We start from the raw sequence: 18,339 nt of genomic DNA, 5'->3' as shown, positions 1-18,339 counted from the left end.
TCGATGCCTGAGGGTTTCCGCGTTGCCAGCGCGTTTGTGCAGGTCAGCCCCGACATGGAGGGTTTCAAGGAGGAGCTGAAGGCGAGGCTCGATGAGGCGGTGGCTGGCACTGAGGCGCGGGCTCGGGTCACCCTCGACACGTCCGAGCTGGACGCGAAAGCAGACCAGGCCAGGGCGCGGGTCGATGAGCTGGATGGCGCCAGGGCTGAGCCGTCGGTGCACCTGGACGACGCGGACCTGGGTGCACGGGCTGATCAGGCTCGGGCGAAGATCGACGAACTGGACAGCAAGAGCGCGCGGCCGGATATCGGCCTGGAAAGCTCGGAGCTGGACGAGCAGGTTGATCGGGCCCGCGAGAAGTTGGATCAGCTCGACGGCAAGCGCACCGCGCCGGTGGTTTCGCTGGACACGGCGGAGTTCGACGCGAAGTTGGATGAGGCTCGGGCGAAGCTCGATGCTTTCAGCTCCAAGTCCGCCTCGGCCCGGCTGGGTGCGTCCGGTGGTAGTGGGGGCTCGTCCGGTGGTGGCGGTGAGGGCGGCGGCCTGGGCGGCGCGCTGGCCCTGGGTTTGGGTGCCATGTTGCCGGGTCTGGGTGGTGCTGCCGCGGCCGTTGGTCTGGGGGGTGCCGCCGGGTTCCTTGGCCTGGGTGGGATCGGGAAGGCGCTGTCCGCCGCGCACCAGGCGAGCCTGAACGTCGGCCTGACTCCGCAGGAGTTGGCGTCCACCCAGTTCTCGAACTCGGTGCAGAACAAGCAGGCGCAGGACCAGGTGACGCAGGCCCGGATGCAGGCGTCGCAGGACGCGATCACCTCGGCGAACAGCATCGAGCAGTCGCAGATGAACTTGGCGTCGGTGCAGCGGAACGCGGCGGAGCAGCAGGTCCAGGCCCTGCAGGCCGTGAAGCAGGCGCAGCAGGGCGTGGAGGAGGCGGACTACAGCCTCAGTGAGGCGCAGTACAACCTCAACCAGGCGTGGGAGGCCGCCCGCGAGCAGGTCCGGCAGCTCGATGACCAGCTGGCCGACTCGAAACTGAACGTGCAGTCAGCTGAGTTGGCGATTCAGCAGGCGATGTATCAGCAGCGCCTGACGAACCAGAACGCTTACTCGACCAGCCTGGACCGTCAGCAGGCGGCGCTTGCGGTGGCCCGTGCCCAGCAGCAGCTGACGGACGCCCAGGATCAGCAGACGGCGTCCGCGTATGCGGCGAACCTGGCGCATCAGCAGGGTGTGTCCGGTTCCCAGACCGTCATTCAGGCTCAGCAGGCGGTGACCGCCGCGCAGTACGGGCAGGCGGACTCGCACGCGAGCCTCACGGAGGCGCAGTCGCAGGCCACGTTGACGCAGCTGAACAATGCGGACCAGATCAAGCAGGCTCAGATGCAGCTGGCCGCGACGGAGGAGCAGACCGCTTTCCAGCGGGAGATGGACGCCCGGAACGTTGCGCTGGCCGAGCGGAATGTGACGGATACGCTGCGGGAGCAGCAGCTGCAGATGGCCGCGACGATGTCGACCAGCAATGAGGCGGCGAACGAGTTCGCGAAGGACATGGCGCGTTTGTCGCCCGCGGCCCAGCAGGTCGTTGAGCAGATCCTGAGCATGAAGGGATCTTTCAAGGAGCTGGAGACGGCCGCACAGAACGCGATCGCCCCTGGCCTACTGGTGTTCTTGCAGGGCGTGTCGGCGATGATGCCGGAGGTCACGGTCGCGGTCACGAAGATGGCCACGTTGATCTCGGGGGCGTTCGCCGATCTGGGTCGGGCGATGCAGACCAAGGGCGCGCAGGAGGTTTTCGCGGGCCTGGTCACCAACGGTCTGCAGTTCGCACAGGTCGTGGTGCCAGCGTTCGCCGGGTTCGCCGGCGAGCTGCTGAAGATCGGTTCGGCGCCGGGAGCGTCGAGCGGCATAGCGAACGTGCTGGCCGGTATCGGGCATGCTCTGACCGGGCTGACGGCGAGCATCGGCACGTACACGCCGCAGATCAACAATTTCCTGAGCGCTGTCGGCGTGATCATCGCGCAGATCGGCCCTCCGCTCGGCGTGATCATCGGTCAGGTGGCCAAGGCCCTGGGCCCGCTCGCGACATACCTCAACCAGCACCCCAACGGCACGGTCGTCAAAGTGATCGGTGACATCGTCGCCGGGATGCTCGCCCTCCAGGGCCTGAAGAAGATCATCCCCGATGTCTTGCTCGGGCCGTTGGAGAAGCTCGGCGACAAGGCGCTCCTCGGCCCGCTGAAGAGCACCCTGAAGTCGATACCGGGCCTGTTCAAGGACTCGCTCGGTCCTGGGGGCGGCTGGGACTACCTGGTGCAGTCCGTCAAGGGATTCGCCGCTCCCGGGGGCCCGTGGGACGGGATCCGACTGCAGGCCATGTATGCCGGCGAGAACGTCTCCAAGGCCGTCTCTGGGTGGGGCTCGAACATCGCCAACGCGGTGAAGGGCGTCATGCCGACCAAGCTGGACGCGCAACTCCTGCTGCAGTCCGCGAAAGACGCCGGTTCGCAGTTGGCGTCGCGTTTCATGAGTGCGGCGAGTTCGGTCGGCACCTGGTTCACGACAACCCTGCCGGCGGCGACCCGCTCGGGGATGAGTTCCCTGGGGACGTTCGCGTCGAGCGCGGGCGAGACCATCGCCGGTTGGGGGTCGTCCGTTGGCACTGCCATGAGCAGTGCGGCGTCCAGCACCGCGGCTTTTGTCGCCGACTTCGGCTCCAAACTGGCTGCGGCCGCCGTCGCTACCGGCACGTGGATCGCCGAACAGACCGTGGCTGCGGCGACGTTCATTGCGGAGAACGTCGCCGAGGCGGCGGCTGCGACGACAGCGTTCATCGCGGAGAACCTGGCGACGATGGGCATCGTTGCCGGGATCGCCCTGGTTGTCACCGCGGTTATCTATCTGGCGACGCACTGGAAGCAAGTCTTCGCGGATATCGAGAGCTGGACACTGTGGTTGTGGCACAACGTGCTGGACCCGTTCTGGCAGGCGATCGAGTGGGGGGCAATGTGGCTTTACGATCACGGGATCCAGCCGCTAGTCACCGGTTTCACCGAAGCTTTCGACAAGATCGAGTCCGGCGCCGGTTGGCTGAAGGACCATGTCTTCGCGCCGTTTTTCTCGGACATTCAGAAAGGGGCTGAGTCCTTCGTCAGCACTTTCGGGACGGCGTGGGGAAAGCTGGAGGACGTCTTCAAGTCGCCAGTGAACTTTCTGATCTCCACGGTCTACACCGACGGTATTGAGGCCCTGTGGAACGGTGTTGTCGGGGCGATCGGGCAGGACTCCCTGAAGCTGCCGGACATCAAGCCGTTCGCGACTGGCGGTGTGGTTCCCGGTTATGCGCCGGGTGAGGACACTGTGCCGGCGATGCTCAGCCCGGGTGAGGGTGTCCTTGTGCCGGAGGCTGTTCGGGCGCTCGGGCCGCAGACGGTCCTGGCTCTGAACGCTGCTTACGGCGGTGGGCGGGTCTCAACCCCGGGCCATTACAAGGGCGGCGGCATCATCAGCAACCTTTGGGGTGACGTCACCGGGGGTATCAGCAAAGCTGTCGACCTCGGCAAGATCGTCGCAGCGGTGACGACCGGAAACACCACCGCGCTGGACAACGCACTGACGAAGTTGGTCGGGACGAATGCGGTCGGGAATCTCGGCAAGCTGATGCTCGGCATGCCGACGACACTCATCCATGACGCGGTTCAGGCTGTTGCGTCCCTCTTCGGCGGCGGCTCATCGGGCAAGGGCAGCAGCAGCGCCTCGTCCCCGGGGCCGATCAGCGGCACCGTCGCCGACTGGTTCGCAGCCGCCGTGCAGGCAACAGGCGTTCCGACGTCGTGGATCCCGGACCTGGAGACGATCGGGATGCACGAGTCGAGCAACAACCCCAACGCGGCGAACAACTGGGACTCCAACGCCGCAGCCGGGGACCCGTCGCGCGGCATCATGCAGACGATCATGTCGACGTTTCTTGCCTATCACCAGGCCGGGACCGCCAACAACATTTTCGATCCGACGGCAAACATCGCCTCCGCGATCAACTACATCAAGGCCCGCTACCACGACGTCACCAACGTGCCCGGCATCAAGTCACTCGCCCGCGGTGGCCCTTACGTCGGCTACGACTCCGGGGGCTGGCTCATGCCGTCCGGGATGCCCGTCAACGGGCTCGGCCGGCCCGAGGCAGTCCTGACCCCGGACGAATCGCAAGCATTCGTAGCGATCGTGCGGCAACTGACCCAACAGGGCGGGGCCGGCACCGCCCTCGGATCGAAGGGCGTCGTCATCAATTTCACCGGCACCCAGTACCCGAATCCTGAGCAACTCGCCGCGATCAAACGGGACATGGCTCTCGCACTCGGCTGACCAATGCCCAGCACGACGGAGGAGGCGAGTGAGTGTCAACAGCGCAGGCGGGGCAGCCGTACCAGCTCAACCTGAATTTCTACTCGGCGACCGCCGGCGTCCTGGCCGACCCGTCCACCATCACCCTGGACATCACCTACGGCCAGCAAGTCGGCTTCGTCCCTGACGTCGCCGGCCCGTTCACCTACTCGGGGGCCTCCTCCCCGACCTACGGGCAGGTTTGGCGCACTGGCGTCGGCCAGTACTCGTGCATCTGGATCATCCCGGCGGGTTCCCCGCAAGGCGTGTACGTCGCCAACTGGACGTGCGGGTACGGCACTAGCACGTTCCTGGGCGTCGAGGATTTCACGGTCACCGGCGGTGTCACACCGGCGGTGCCGGCCGGTGACGTCGGCTACTGGACCGGCGGCCTGCTCTACGGGTCCCAGGACGTGGAGTTCGGCCAGACAGATGCCAGCGGGGTTTCCTGGATCTGGCGAAAGATCGAGGGCTGGGACGGCCCGGACGTGCAGGGCGGCGGGCTGGTCGCCCGCGCCGGTGACCACGGCGCCTGGGCCTCCCCCCAGTACGTCGCGGCCCGCACGATGACTCTCACCGTGACGGCGTCGGCCCCGACACAGGCGCTGCGGGATGTGGCCCGTGCGACGCTGCAGCAGGCGGTTCCCGTGTCGGATCTCGCGATGCTCCGGTATGACGAGCCGGTGCCGAAATACGCATGGGTGCGCCGGTCGGGGAAGTTGACCGAGGCGTATCCGACGCTCACTGATGTGACGTTCACCGTCGGTCTCGTGGCACCGGATCCGCGAAAATACGCGGTGGCTCAACGGTCCCTGTCCGTCGGTCTGCTGCCGTCCGGCGGCGGCGGCACCATGGTGACACCTTTCACCGTCCCCGTGACGTTGCATTCGTCACCGCCACCGGGTGGGGGTTACGCGGTCAACGGCGGAAGTTTCCTCTCACCACCGGTCGTTGTCATTTCTGGGCCGGCAAGCGGGCCACGAATCTCGAACGTGACAACCGGTCAGACCGTGTCCTGGTCGTCGGTGACGCTCAATTCGGGTGATGTGCTGGTGGTGGATTTCCTCAACCGGCAGGGTTATGTGAATCCCACGATGGTTTCCACCAGTCCGGGTTTTCCGTCCACCGGCGGCACGTACTGGCCCGCCGACCTGACCTCGTCCTGGTGGCAACTGGCTCCGGGCTCCAACACGTTGCAGTACGGCGGCGCGTCGATCTCCAGTGGCAGCACCGCGACAGCGTATTGGCATGACGCGTACCTTTAGGAGGGCCGCATGGCGACATCTGTGACCACCAGCCTGCCGATGTGGCTGACCGGCTGCACCTACGACGGCAGCGGCGGAAATGACCTGCGTAACAGCGGGGTCACTGCTTTCTTCTTCGACCCGGGCATTACCACCGGCAGCACGATCGGTCTACGCTCCGGGGTCGTTGGTGGTGCCGGCCTGTACGTGCAGCCCGGCACGGGCATGAACGTGCTGGTGCAGCCCGGCAGTTTCGTTGTCGCGAATTCCTCGAACGTCCTGTACGGCGGGTACGCTTCGACGCTCGCCTCGCAGGCGACTCTGTCGGTGGCCACCGCGGACCCGACGAATCCACGAATCGACCTGATCGTCGCCTATGTCTCCGACGTGGGTACCTCAGCGTCTTTCGGGGCTGTGGCGATTATCACCGGAACACCCGGCCCGGCCCCCTCCGCCCCGTCCGCACCGGCGAACTCGCTGACGCTGTCACAGCTGTCGGTCCCGGCGGGGACGTCGACCATCACGTCGGGTCTGCTGACGGAAAAACGGGTTTTCACGACGGCCGCGGGTGGTGTCCTGGTCGCCGTCAAGGGGTCCGCCTCCGGGTACCTCGGACAGTTGGCCTACGATCCTACGTCCGGCGCGTTCTACCACAACAACAATCTGACGGCGGCCACCCAGCTGAAGGTGTTGCCGTGGCAGCCCGCGATGACGAAGTTGACGACCCCGTACACGGTCAGTGACTCGGCCGAGCACACCATCATCAGCACCACCGTCACCACCGACGGCTACACCGACATCGAGTGTTTTTTCAAGAGCCCCGGCGTGCAGTCCGCCACCACATCCTCATCGAAGATCCGGCCCTTTTACCGGCTCTATCTGGACAGCACCCTGCTGGACAGCATCTACGCTGCCGAGGCAACAGCCGACTCCTACATCCAGTCGGGGGTGGCCTGGAGCTACTACACCTCCCCGTCGACCGCCGACACCCCGTCCGCCGGAACGCACACCGTATCGGTGAGCATCACCAACACGCTGTCATCGATCCAGTTCAGCCAGTTCGCCACAACAAGCACCGCGGCGAGCATCATCCTGCGCGTAAAGCCAGTGTCGACCTGATGGGTGTCTTCACGTATCAGGCGACCGACCTGATCAGCGGCCGGGTCCTGGCCGACAGCATCCCCCTGAACGTCCAGAGTTTCAGCGCCCAACTCAACGGGTCGGGCACGCTGTCCGGACAGCTGACCCTGGACGAGATCTACGCGGTCAACGCCCCGTTTGTCCGGGCATTGGAATGCCGACGGGCCGTCCTGTGGGTCCTCGAGGACGGCTACCCGGTGTGGGCCGGCCCGGTGTGGGACTGGCCGGACACCAGCCGCGCCCAGGGCACGCTGCCGATCCAGGCGCACACTTTCGACAGCATCTGGTCGCACCGGCTGATCACGGACACGATCGAGTACCAGCAGGTCGACCTCTGCACCGCATTCACCGACCTGATCGTCTACGGGCAGAGCAAGCAGTCGGCGTACATCGCCACCGGCGTCTCACCGGCCGCCACCCGCACCGCCGCATACCTGCAGACGGTTGCCACCAACGGGCCGGTCGCACGCCTGGTGCTCCCGACGGGGGCCGCGGCGATCGCAGGGGTCCCATGGACCGCGTCATACGTGTGGTCAGACCTCACCCAGATATCCAGCGCCTGGTCCGACATGTGCGCCAGCGGCCAACTGGAGTACGCGTTCGTGCCCGGCCTGGACAGCAGCGGCAACCTCGTGGTGTTCCTGCGGCTCGCCTACCTGCAACTGGGGCGCCCCGCCGCGCAAGCCGGGTACACGCTCAGCTACCCGGGCAACTGCCTGGATTACGGCTACCAGCGCACCGGCTCGCAGTCCAGCAACATCGTCTGGGCCACCGCACCACCCAACGGCTCGGCGCAGCAGTGGCAGTCGGTGTACCCGCACGGTGCTGACCTCGCGGACCTGGCCGGCGGGTATCCGCTGATGGAGTCCACCGCGTCCTGGCAGGGCTCAGTTGTCACCACGCAAGCCCAGATCGACTCCTGGGCGGATGGCCAAGTCGCCCTGAAGACTCAGGCGATGACCTTGCCCGTCATCACCGTGGGTGGCTCTTCCCTCCCGCGACTGCGGGACATCACCCTCGGCGACTCCACGGTCCTCACCGCGACGTCCGCGCTGCACCCGGCCAAGGCTGACGGCTCCCCTGGCCTGCAGGTGGCGGTCCGGGTCACCGGTTGGACCGCCTACCCGCCCGGCCCGCAGCAAGCGGAGTCGTACCAGCTGACAACGTCCAGTGTGATCGCCGCCTAGGAGGCTGTCGTGACCCTCTATCCGACGGACCTGCAACGGCGTTTCGAGACGACGTTCAGGGCCCTTTTGCAGCGCGTCTCGAGGTTGGAGACGCGGACGGCGTCCATCGACTCGGGTTGGCCCCTCGCAGCGCTGCCCGCCACCATCGACCCGGGCTACAGCAGCGGCGACCCCAAGGCCTACCTCAACGGGGCAACCACCCTGACCGGCCCCTACCAGCGCCTCGCGCCCTACACGCCCGCGGCCGGCGACAGCGTCCTGGTCGTGCCGGTAGGCGCGTCCCGGACCTACGTGGTCCTCGGCAAACTCGTCTGACCCTCGACCTGGGAGGACCCACGTGGTCTCCATGTACGGCGCCACCGACAAAGTTTCGAAAGCCGGTGACACGATGACCGGCCCGCTCAACCTCCCGGCGTTGAAAGTGACGACCAGCCCGGCCAACGGCAGCGTCCTCACCTCCGACTCCGCCGGCAACGCCTCCTGGCAGACGCCGGGGGCTGTGTCCGGCCTGGACTACCTGAACGTCAAGGCATACGGGGCCCTGGGGGATGGTGCCACCGACGACACCGCGGCCATCCAGAGCGCGCTGAACACATGCCCGGTGGGGGGCGTCGTCTACCTGCCCAAGGGCATCTACCGCACCAGCGCACCGATCAAGGTCCTGCCGGGAACCACCCTGGAGGGCAGTCACGGCGGGGGCGAGGCCCAGTCCACGGCCTGGGTCGCGCCGTCCTGCATCAAGCCGCTCGCCACGTTCAGCGGTGTGGCGGCCATTCAGGTCCTGGACCAGCAGCTCGGCAGCTACGCGACGCTGGCCAGCGAGATCACCATCCGCAACCTGACGATCGATGGCTCCGCGGTCCCTGGGGCGACCGCGGTCGACGGTATTCGCGCCACCGGGCAGATCCAGCATCTGGTTCTGCGCGAAGTGCAGGTCCGCAGTGCGACCGGGGTCGGCATCAACACCACCTACAACATGGGTGTTTCGTCGGGGCCGCAGGCCCCGTACTGCCTGCACTTCGACCGGGTGTCCGTCCTGTGGGCGGCGAGCTACGGCGTGGTCCTCAACAACTCCACCGACAGTTTCCTGAACGATGTGTACGTTCTGGGCTGTACCGGGCCCGGCTGGTACATCTCCGGAGCCGACAGCACCACGTTCGTCGGGTGCCGCGCCGAGTGGTCCGGCAGCGACGGCTTTCAACTCGCCGGCGGCAACGGCATCCAGAGCTACATCAGCTGCTCGACAGACCGCAACGCGCACAACGGCTGGTCCGTCACCGCGTCCACCAACACTGGACTGATCACCATGGTCGGCTGCCGCGCCACCCGCGACGGCAGCGCCAGCACCTCCGCCGGATACGCCGGCCTCGCAGTCGCCAGCACCACCCGCAAGGTGATCGTCGACAATTTCCAGACCGTCACCGGCGCGAACGACGACGGCAGTGGCCTCACCACCCCGCAGTACGGCGTGTCCGTCACCAGCTCCGCCTACGTCACCGTGTCCTCCGGGATCCTCACCGCTGTCACGGCGGGCTGGTACGACGGCGGCGGCAACACAGTTGCCCGGCGCGGCGCGATGCTGACCGGAACGGGCATCAGCACCTGGTCATGGTCAGGGACGGCGTCGCCCGTCGGGGCGGCGACCTCGACGGTGCTTCTGCAGGCCCAGGTCACCGGGGACACGCAGCAGCGGTTCACGGTCGGCTCGGACGGCAAACTCCAGTGGGGCCCTGGGAACGCCGGCCAGGACGTCGACCTGTACCGGTCCAGCAGCGCCCAACTGCAGACCGACTCGTATTTCGTGGTGGGTGCTGGTCAGTCCAACGGGACCTGGACCTCGTGGTCGAGCAGCGCGAAGGCTCTCATCTGCGGTTCGGCAGGCGCAGGACTGGCAATCGCGGAGGGCAGCAACGCCCGCTCCGGCACAGCGACCCTGGCTGCTGGGACCGTGACGGTCTCCAACACGAGCGTGACGGCCAACACCCGGATCCAATTGACGATCCAGTCCCCTGGCGGCACGGTGGGCGCCCCGTACGTCAACGCCCGTACGGCCTCCACCTCGTTCACGATCAAGTCGACGTCTGCCAGTGACACGAGCGTCGTGGCGTGGCTCCTGGTCGAGCCCGCCTAACAACCACCTCACCGACTCCCTCAAAGCCCCGCCACCGCGCGGGGCTTTCGCATGCCCGGAGGCAATCGCATGACCCTCACATTCCGTGGCGGCCGGCTCCCCGCCCAGCCTGCCCGACCGCAACTTCGGCTTCGCGACTACCTGACCGCGGGCACAGTGCCGCCGGCACCGACCACAGCCGACTGGCAGTCCCGCGTCACCAGCTGGCCCATGTACCTGAACGACCAGATCGGGGACTGCACCTGTGCCGCGGTCGGCCACATGATCCAGGCCGAGACCACCTACGGCCAGGGCACCACCGTCACCGTCGCCGACCAGGACATCCTCACCACCTACGAGAAGGTCAGCGGCTACAACCCCGCTGACCCCTCCACCGATCAGGGCGCGGTGATCCAGGACGTCCTCGCCTACTGGCAGAAGACCGGCATCGCGGGCCACAAGATCCTGGCGTACGCGTCCGTTGACGTCGGCAACCCCGCCGAGATCCGGGCTGCGATCGACCTGTTCGGATCCGTTGACGTCGGCTTCAACTTCCCAGCCAGCGCCATGACCCAGTTCAACGCCGGGCAGCCCTGGGACGTCGTCAAGGGCTCGAAGATCGAGGGCGGCCACAGCGTCCCGGTCGGGGCCTACGCCGCCGACGGGACCCTGACCTGCGTCACCTGGGGTGCGGTACAGAAGTTGACCGCGGCGTTCTGGTCCACGTACGTGGACGAGGCGTGGGTCGTCATCACCCAGGACTGGCTGTCGGCGAAGGGCTTGGACCCGCAGGGCATCAACCTGTACCAGCTCGGCCAGGACTTCGCGGCGCTGACCGGCAAGCCCAACCCGATCCCCACCCCGCAGCCGACCCCGAGCCCCACCCCGGCACCCACGCCGGCCCCTGCCTCCGTGGACGCCACGCTCGCCGCCGCGGTGCACACCTGGCTCACCGCGAAGGGCCTGTGATGGCCCTCCCCGATCTGAGCGCGCTCGATGGCCACCGGGTCGGCGGCTTCCCCGGCTACAAGCCAGGCCTGCGCGACTTCTACTCCCCGGTTGACGATGTCCACGGAGTCCTCCTCGACCTGATCAAGTCGGCCGATACGAGCCTGATTCTCGCCCAGTACGGCTTTGACGACGACGAGCTCGCCGATGCTCTTCACGAGAAGCTCGCCGACGAGAAGGTCTTCGTCCAGTTGACGCTCGACTCAAGTCAGGCAGGCGGCGTCCACGAACGCGTCCTACTGGCACGCGAGTCATACCCGGCGAGCAGTGTCGCGGTCGGCCGGTCCGAGAAGGGCGCCATTCAGCACCTCAAGCTGCTGATCGTCGACGGTCAGGATGTCGTCACCGGCTCAACGAATTGGTCGACGTCCGGCGAGACGCTGCAGGACAACCACTTGGTCGTGATCAGGAACGAGAAGGTCGCGACGCGTGCGCGGGCCCGGGTAGACGCGATCCATGCACACATGCTGGCCGCCGCTCGGGCGGCCCGCCCGTCAACGATCGCCGCGAAGACCGACAAGGAGCACTGACATGGGCATCTACGGGCAGGACTGGGCGAGTTACCAGTCGGCGACACCGGATACGACCGGCTTGAGCTTCGCGTTTATCAAGGTGAGCCAGGGCCTGACCTACACCAACCCGGAGTGGACGGCGCAGCGGGACCACGCCCGCGCCGCCGGCCTGGTGGTGGGGTACTACCACTACCCGGACATGGCCAACTCGCCGCAGCAGGAGGCCGATCACTTCCTCTCGCTCGCGCAGCCGCAGGTGGGCGAGCTGGTGTGTCTGGACTGGGAGGGCTACGACGCGGCGAACACCGCGGTGTCGCACGCCACGCAGCTCGCCTACAAGGAGGCGTTCCTCCGGCACCTGAAGGGCGCTGCCCCGCACAGCCCTGTCGGCCTGTACTGCAACACGGAGTACTGGCAGCACGTCGACACCACGGGGTACTTCCAGGACTTCCTGTGGATCGCCACCTCGGGTCTTCCCGCCGGGCAGCCGGGCATCAGCGCGAGCTGGCTGTTCCACCAGTACTCCAGCTCGGGTGTCGACCACGACTACTGCCACCTGGGCAGCACCGCGGCGCTGAGCGCTTGGGCCCGGTCGTTCGCTCCGGCCCCGGCGTGGCCGGGCGAGTACCTGCGGCTGCAGTCCCCGATGCTGCACGACGGGAACGTACGGACCTGGCAGCAGCAGATGGCTGACCGCGGCTGGTCGCTGACCGTGGACGGCTGGTACGGCTCGGCGTCCGCCGCGGTGTGCCGGCAGTTCCAGCAGGAGAAGCGGCTCACCGTGGACGGCGTGGTCGGCCCGGCCACGTGGGCGGCGGCCTGGGCGGATCCGGTGACGTGAGCCGCCCGCTCGTGACCGCTCACTTGTCTACCCGCTGGGGGTTGTGATCTGGGCTCTGGCTGCGGAGGGGGCTCCGGATGTGATGGCTGTATCCCTGTGGCCGGGCGGCGCGGCCGGCCTGGTTGCGCTGTTCGTTGTGCTGGTACTGCGCGGCGCGCTCGTGCCGCGCTCCACCGTGAGGGACTTCAGGGCGGACCGGGACGCGCGGATCGCCGACCGGGACGCGAGGATAAAAGAGCTGATGGCGGAGCGGGACACCTGGCGGGCCGCGTACGAGACCAGTGAGGCCGGCCGGCATCTGTCGCAGTCTCAGACTGGCGAGCTGCTGGAGCTGTCCCGCACCGCGGCGCACGTCCTGACGTCGCTGCCTCGCCCTACTCGGGAGGTGACCGCCGGTGCCGCAGTGGATCCGCAGGCTGTGGCGTCGCCGCCCTGACCCGGTGTCGCTGGTGCGGATGGTGCCGCGCACGACGCAGGGTCAGAGGGATGCGGAGGCGGCCCTGCGTCGGGCTGAGGCGGGGCGAATCGCCTGCGAAGGGCAGGCAAGCGAAGTCGGGGAGGTCGCGGGTGTCCTCCGGGTGCTCCGCGAGCGCAACCATTTCGCAGACGCAATCCGGGGGGCGTTGGAAGGAGGCCGCTGATGCTGGCGCTAGCGGATCTGTCACGCCTTGATTGGTCGCAGCTCGCGAACGTCTCGGCGTCGGCTTTAATCGCCATCGCGTGCACGCGCACGGTGGCCGTGTACCGGCGGGCACCGTGGAGGAGCAGCAGGGTCGGCCGGCACATGATGACGGTCACGGTGTCGATCGGGCTGCTCGGCGCCTACACCGTCGCCGCGACCCTGTGGCCATCGGGTCCGGTCTCGACTGTGCTGCGGGTTGTCCGGGTCGTCGTCCTGATGGTCCTCGCCGTGCTGATGCACCAGCGGGCCCGCATGGTCGCCGACGGGCGCCGCGGCAAGGTCGAGCCGATTCGCGACCCGATGAAGGAACCCCACCAGTAGTAGCCACGCCCCCGCCTGGCCTTCGGGCCGGGCGGGGGCGCTTCTGTGCGTCCAGCTGGGTTGTCGGTATTGAAAACCTCGGGCAGGGCGGCTATAGTTTTCGGTATCGGAAACGTCAGAGGAGGGGACACGATGGCCACCATCACCACCACCGAAGCAGCCCACCAGGCCGGCGTCACCATCGCCACCATCCGCCACTGGTGCCGCTACGGAGCCGTCACCGCCGCCAAGGTCGGCCGCCGCTGGGCCATCGAAACCGCCTCCCTCACCCACCGGATCGCCCTCAGCATCCGCCGCACCCGGAAGGCCAAGCCCGTGACCCTCACCCCCGAGCGCCTCGTCGCCATCGGCGGCAGCCGCTGGCAGAAGAACGGCAAGGACCGCATCTACTTCAACGACTGGGCCCAGTTCGCCGGGCTCGACATCAGCCGCTACCAGAGCGGCGGCGTGAACGGCGCCAGCCTCGGCGGCCGCGGCATCGCCAACGGCCGCATCGGCGCCATCCTGGCCAGCATCGACAAGGTCTGGTTCGACGTCGCCGACGGCAAGTTCTACGCCTACGAGAACGGGTCCACCGAGCTCTCCATCCGCTACCTCAACGGCGACCGCGACACCATCAACCTGTTCGCCCTCGTCGTGGCCGGCATCCGCGCCGCCGCAACGAACTGACCCCGGAACGGAGCGCCACCATGGCCCGAATCACCGTCCAGCAGCCCGACGGCAGCCTCGGCTGGTTCAACCCCAACGTCACCACCGCCGAGATTCCTGAGGGCAAGCGGTGGGACGGCAACAACCACCGCGGCGTCAAGTCCGGCCTGCAGATCGGCTACAGCGAGCTGATCCGCACCAAGCAGGGCCGATGGGTCCAGCACACCGACGCCCGCTCCGAGTTCAACGGGCCCGAGACATGGGAATTCCTGGCCGACGACGAGGCGCGTCACTGGCTGATGACCGCAGACAGCGAGGAAGCCGAAGAGGCACTCCTGAAGTACTTCGGGGAGCCGGACGAGGAGGCCGGCCCGAACCTCGGCGGCCGGCCCGAGGTCGGCAAGGCGTTCAGCATCAAATTCCCGGACGACCTGCGCGAGCGTGTGGACACTGCGCGCGGTAGCACATCGCGTGCGGAGTGGCTGCGGGTCGCGGCAGAACTCCGCCTTTCGGGTGAACCGGCCACCGACTGACGGTGGCCGGTGCTACGGTGAAGCCGTCCCCGGGAAGCCGGGGGTGAGCCGCGTGGGGTGTAAGAATCTCATTCGGCATGACGCCCTCCCCGCGCGAGCGGGGGTGAGCCTCCTCTAGCTGACCGGTTGGAGAGGTTCAGTGCGTACGCCCCGCGCAAGCGGGGGTCGGCTTGGCCCCGCATCTGCGGGGATGGCCCATAGCTCCGTCTCACCTGCACGTTGGCCCCGCGCTCGCGGGTTGTGCGCCCCGCCTCCCGAAGGAGGCGGGGCGCTTCTGCATGCCCGGGGTCAGCCTCGCGCCTGGACCAGCTCCACGACCCGCGCCGTGTCCTCCAGGCTGGGCAGCACCACGTCGGCACCGGCCGCCGCCAGCTCCTCCGCACTCGTCCGCCCGGTGGCCACCCCCACGACGCCCACGCCCGTCTCCCAGCCGGCCTCAACGTCCGCGACCGTGTCCCCGAAAATGATCGCCTCGAACGGCTTCACGCCACCCCGCCTGAGCACGACCCGGATCATGTCCGCCCGCACCTCCGCGTCCTCCCCATACCCGCCCACCTCGAAGTCAATGTGCCGATCCAGGCCGAACGTAGCCAGCTTGACCTCCGCAACCGGCCGCACATTCCCCGTCCCCACCGTCTGCACCACCCCCGGCACCGCCGCGAGCGCATCCAGCGCGGCCGCGGCCCCCGGCAGCGCATGCCCGCGCTCCCGCAAATCCGCCGCCCGCCGCCCGTACTCATCCGCGAGCAGCGCCGTGTACGTCGGGAAATCGACCAGATCCCGAGGCAGGCCATGCAGCGCCAGCGTCTCCCGGAAAATGACCAACTCGCTGCGGCCCGTGATCTCCGCCTGATGCACCAACGGCCGCCCAGTCGCCCGCTCGAACGCACCCGCGAACGCGTCGCGTCCAACCCCGCGCGTCGCGATCAGCGTGTGGTCAACATCCCAAAGCACCAGCACCATACCCGCTCCCCAAGTCAGCCCGGCCCGAGTTCAACAGCCTGCCACGAACCACCCCCGGCCGCCCCTACCCTAGAGAACCCACCACCACGACAGGAGCCGCGATGGTCGCCCCAGATCTCCCCATCGGTGACCGCATCCGGCACTACCGGCAAACCCGCGGCGGCCGCCGCCAGGACGTCATCGCCGGCCTCGTCGGGATCACCCCGGACTACCTCGGCCAGATCGAACGCGGCCTCAAAACCCCCACCATCCAGGTCCTGCATGCCATCGCCCAGGAGCTCGGAGTGCCCACAGCAGCCCTGCTAGCCGAGGCGCCCGTGCTGGCCAGCACGCCCCGCGACAGCACCGAACCGGCCATCGCCCAGGCCCTCATGGGCTACGGGCCGCCCCGTAGTGCCGAACCCGTTCCCACCCCGGCCCTGCGCGAACGCGTCGAGCAAGCCTGGCGCAGCTGGCAGACCTCGCGCACCAGATTCACTGACGCCGCCACCGTGCTGCCCGCACTCATCGCCGACACCGAACACGCCGTCCGCGCCCACCGCGCTGACCCGGGACAGCACCGCAACGCCCTACGGATCTCCGCCGACCTCTACTTCCTTCTCCGCTCCTATCTCCGCCGCACCGGACGCGTCGACCTCTCCCTCATGGCCGCCGACCGGGCCGTCCGCGCCGCCGAGGATGCCGACGACCCGCTGCGGATCGCCGCCGCTCAGTGGAATTTGGGCCATGTCCTCCTCGCCGCTGATGAGCCCGACGGTGCCGAACAGGTCGTCCTGCGAGCCGCGGAGGCCATCAAGCAGGAGGCGATCGAGGAGGAGAAGCGCGCCGCCATGGCCGGCGCCCTGCAGCTCGTCAGCGTCGTCGCCGCGGCCCGCCGCCGCGACTGGTGGACCGCCCGCGATCGACTCAACAAGGCCCGCACGACCGCCCAACACGTCGGCGAAGGCAACGTCGCCTGGACCGTCTACGGACCCGTCAACGTCGAGCTGCACCGCGTCTCGATTGAGATGGAGGCCGGCGAAGCAGGGGAGGCCCTGCGAATGGCCGATGCCGTCGACACCAGCGGCCTGCCGTCGATGGAGCGCGAATTCACGTTCCTCCTCGAAGTCGCCCGCTGCTACGACCTGCGCCGTGAGGACTCCGCCGTCCTCCTTCACCTCCTGGAGCTGGAGCAGATGGCCCCCGAGGACCTGGCCAGGCAGCCGATGGCCCGCGACATGCTCCTCGGCCTGATCCGGCGGGCCCGGGCGATGCACGCCCGACAGGCAGAGGCGCTGGCCGGCAGGGTCGGTGTCCTGTGAGAGCAATGCCGTACTGACAGTTCACCCGAGCTGACAGTTCGTCCAGCCCGACCGGGACGGCCCTACCGTCCTGCCCATGGCAGAGATCACCACCACGCCGGCCACATGCATCAACTGCGGCAGCCCCGACGCCCCACACCGCGGGGAGATCCGGACGACCCGCGTAGCCGACGGCGTCGTCCGCGACCAGCGCGTCCACCGCTGCACCCCATGCCAGGTCCAGCGGTACGAGCCCCAGGAACTCCGCGACGGGCAGTGGGCCGTCCGCGACCGCAGCGACGGCACCCTCACCGTCCACGTCGCCGACGGCCGCCCCCTCCTCTACCCCGACCGCGCCACCGCCCAGGCGTGGATCGACCGCGAGCACCAGCTCGACCAGGAGACGTCCCGTGGCCGACGCTGACCCGCCACGGCCCTGGCAGCATGGCGCCGCACACCGTGCCGGCCGCACCGTCATCGGACGCACCGACCCCACTCCGGACGACCTCGAGGACGAGGCTCCCGACCCGTGGCCGGCCCCGGGCCCGCTGCCGCCCCAGTTCTACCGTCACGCCCGCTGACCGCCGCCCGGCCCCGCTCACCCCCCGGCAGGGCCGGGCGGCCTATCCCTCGGCAGGAGATCGCCTGACGGGACTTCGAGAGCGTGGGCGATCCAGGCGACGAGATCGAGGCCGATCGAGTGCCAGCCATTCTCGGCCCGCGAGATGGTTTTGCTGTCGACGCTGAGCTGCTCGGCCAGTTGTTCCTGGGTCAGGCCGCGCCGCCGACGGGCCTGGCCGATGCGCTCGCCGACCTCTCGACGGTGTTGTCGGACCCACTCCGGTTGATCATCTTTCGCCACCCCTAACGCTTAGGTGACGTATCAGAGCACGTCCCTACCGCCGGGTGGTAAATCAGCAAGACATGGCGTCAATAAGCAACCGAGACGTCACTTACCGTCGATGCAAACTGGGCCACAGGTAGCACCCAGTCACTTCATATTCGAACAACAGGCAACAGTTCGACGAAGTCCGTAGCCGTCCCACCTGGCGATCTGCCAAGGTGAAGCAAGATTCCGCTACCCAGTCCTCGGGGACAGAATCGGACACCTGACGGCCCACCACACCCCACACCAGCGCGGCCACCCCCACCGCGCCCCGACGGCGTCAGCGCACACCCGCACGGGCACCAACAGCGCACCAGGAAGACAGTGACCAGCCCGGACCATGGCAGCAAGCAGGGCTCCGACGTCAGCAGCAAGCACGGATCCCCAACCCCCGACATGATCGAAGCCCGCATCGCACTCGCCGAACAGGACCTAACCGAGGCTGACGAGGTCAACCTCGCAACCGCCGGAGCAGCCGACCTAGTGGTCCTTGTCGCGAAACTCAAGGGCGCGGTAGCCGACCTGATTCGGCTCCACCGAGAGCGGGCAACGCCTCCCACCTGGGGAAATAGCTAAGGGCAACTTGACCCTCTAGAGAAAACTGAACCAG

General features: G+C 67.8%; 17 protein-coding genes. 15 read left to right on the top strand and 2 right to left on the bottom strand.

Going from position 1 to position 18,339, the window contains the following annotated elements:
• Positions 1-3: 3 nt before the first annotated feature.
• From OG455_RS41175 to OG455_RS41115, 13 genes are all read left to right on the top strand, one after another.
• Complete coding sequence (locus OG455_RS41175; protein WP_266300519.1) at positions 4-4,356, top strand: hypothetical protein; 4,353 nt, start codon at positions 4-6, stop codon at positions 4,354-4,356.
• Between the two features lie 32 nt (positions 4,357-4,388).
• Positions 4,389-5,639: a phage tail domain-containing protein gene (locus OG455_RS41170; RefSeq protein WP_266300518.1), complete on the top strand. Its 1,251-nt coding sequence runs from the start codon at positions 4,389-4,391 to the stop codon at positions 5,637-5,639.
• Positions 5,640-5,648: 9 nt separating this feature from the next.
• Positions 5,649-6,737, top strand: a complete 1,089-nt coding sequence (locus tag OG455_RS41165; RefSeq protein WP_266300517.1) for a hypothetical protein — start codon at positions 5,649-5,651, stop codon at positions 6,735-6,737.
• Positions 6,737-7,945 (top strand): hypothetical protein, encoded by a 1,209-nt coding sequence (locus OG455_RS41160; RefSeq protein ID WP_266300516.1) that lies wholly within the window; start codon positions 6,737-6,739, stop codon positions 7,943-7,945. The genes OG455_RS41165 and OG455_RS41160 overlap by 1 nt, the downstream gene beginning before the upstream one ends.
• A 9-nt stretch (positions 7,946-7,954) precedes the next feature.
• Positions 7,955-8,260, top strand: a complete 306-nt coding sequence (locus OG455_RS41155) for a hypothetical protein (RefSeq protein WP_266300515.1) — start codon at positions 7,955-7,957, stop codon at positions 8,258-8,260.
• Positions 8,261-8,291: 31 nt separating this feature from the next.
• Positions 8,292-10,076 carry a right-handed parallel beta-helix repeat-containing protein gene (locus OG455_RS41150; protein WP_266301086.1) on the top strand — a complete coding sequence of 595 codons (1,785 nt, stop codon included), beginning with the start codon at positions 8,292-8,294 and terminating at the stop codon, positions 10,074-10,076.
• 69 nt (positions 10,077-10,145) lie between these two features.
• On the top strand, positions 10,146-11,024 hold the full coding sequence (locus tag OG455_RS41145; protein WP_266300514.1) for a hypothetical protein: 879 nt from the start codon (positions 10,146-10,148) through the stop codon (positions 11,022-11,024).
• Complete coding sequence (locus tag OG455_RS41140) at positions 11,024-11,593, top strand: phospholipase D-like domain-containing protein (RefSeq protein ID WP_266300513.1); 570 nt, start codon at positions 11,024-11,026, stop codon at positions 11,591-11,593. The genes OG455_RS41145 and OG455_RS41140 overlap by 1 nt, the downstream gene beginning before the upstream one ends.
• Position 11,594: 1 nt before the next feature.
• A complete protein-coding gene (locus OG455_RS41135) occupies positions 11,595-12,416 on the top strand; it encodes a GH25 family lysozyme (protein WP_266300512.1) in 822 nt (273 codons plus the stop codon).
• Between the two features lie 82 nt (positions 12,417-12,498).
• Positions 12,499-12,852, top strand: coding sequence for a hypothetical protein (locus OG455_RS41130; protein WP_266300511.1), 354 nt, complete (start codon positions 12,499-12,501; stop codon positions 12,850-12,852).
• 204 nt (positions 12,853-13,056) lie between these two features.
• A complete protein-coding gene (locus OG455_RS41125; protein ID WP_266300510.1) occupies positions 13,057-13,419 on the top strand; it encodes a hypothetical protein in 363 nt (120 codons plus the stop codon).
• Positions 13,420-13,551: 132 nt separating this feature from the next.
• Positions 13,552-14,088, top strand: coding sequence for a helix-turn-helix domain-containing protein (locus tag OG455_RS41120; RefSeq protein ID WP_266300509.1), 537 nt, complete (start codon positions 13,552-13,554; stop codon positions 14,086-14,088).
• Positions 14,089-14,108: 20 nt separating this feature from the next.
• Positions 14,109-14,600: a hypothetical protein gene (locus OG455_RS41115; RefSeq protein ID WP_266300508.1), complete on the top strand. Its 492-nt coding sequence runs from the start codon at positions 14,109-14,111 to the stop codon at positions 14,598-14,600.
• Between the two features lie 288 nt (positions 14,601-14,888).
• Here OG455_RS41115 and OG455_RS41110 read toward each other — a convergent pair whose 3' ends face one another.
• Positions 14,889-15,563: an HAD family hydrolase gene (locus OG455_RS41110; protein ID WP_266300507.1), complete on the bottom strand. Its 675-nt coding sequence runs from the start codon at positions 15,561-15,563 to the stop codon at positions 14,889-14,891.
• 101 nt (positions 15,564-15,664) lie between these two features.
• Between OG455_RS41110 and OG455_RS41105 the strand changes: the two genes are divergently transcribed.
• Positions 15,665-16,864 carry a helix-turn-helix domain-containing protein gene (locus OG455_RS41105; RefSeq protein WP_266300506.1) on the top strand — a complete coding sequence of 400 codons (1,200 nt, stop codon included), beginning with the start codon at positions 15,665-15,667 and terminating at the stop codon, positions 16,862-16,864.
• Between the two features lie 76 nt (positions 16,865-16,940).
• Entirely contained in the window at positions 16,941-17,267 is a 327-nt protein-coding gene (locus OG455_RS41100) for a hypothetical protein (RefSeq protein WP_266300505.1), read from the top strand.
• Positions 17,268-17,441: 174 nt separating this feature from the next.
• On the opposite strand, the gene OG455_RS42315 is transcribed toward OG455_RS41100, so the two are convergent.
• Positions 17,442-17,705, bottom strand: coding sequence for a helix-turn-helix transcriptional regulator (locus OG455_RS42315; RefSeq protein WP_353963033.1), 264 nt, complete (start codon positions 17,703-17,705; stop codon positions 17,442-17,444).
• Between the last annotated feature and the right edge of the window lie 634 nt (positions 17,706-18,339).

The organism is Kitasatospora sp. NBC_01287 (assembly GCF_026340565.1).
Lineage (GTDB): Bacteria > Actinomycetota > Actinomycetes > Streptomycetales > Streptomycetaceae > Kitasatospora.
This window is presented reverse-complemented; position numbering and strand designations above follow the sequence as displayed.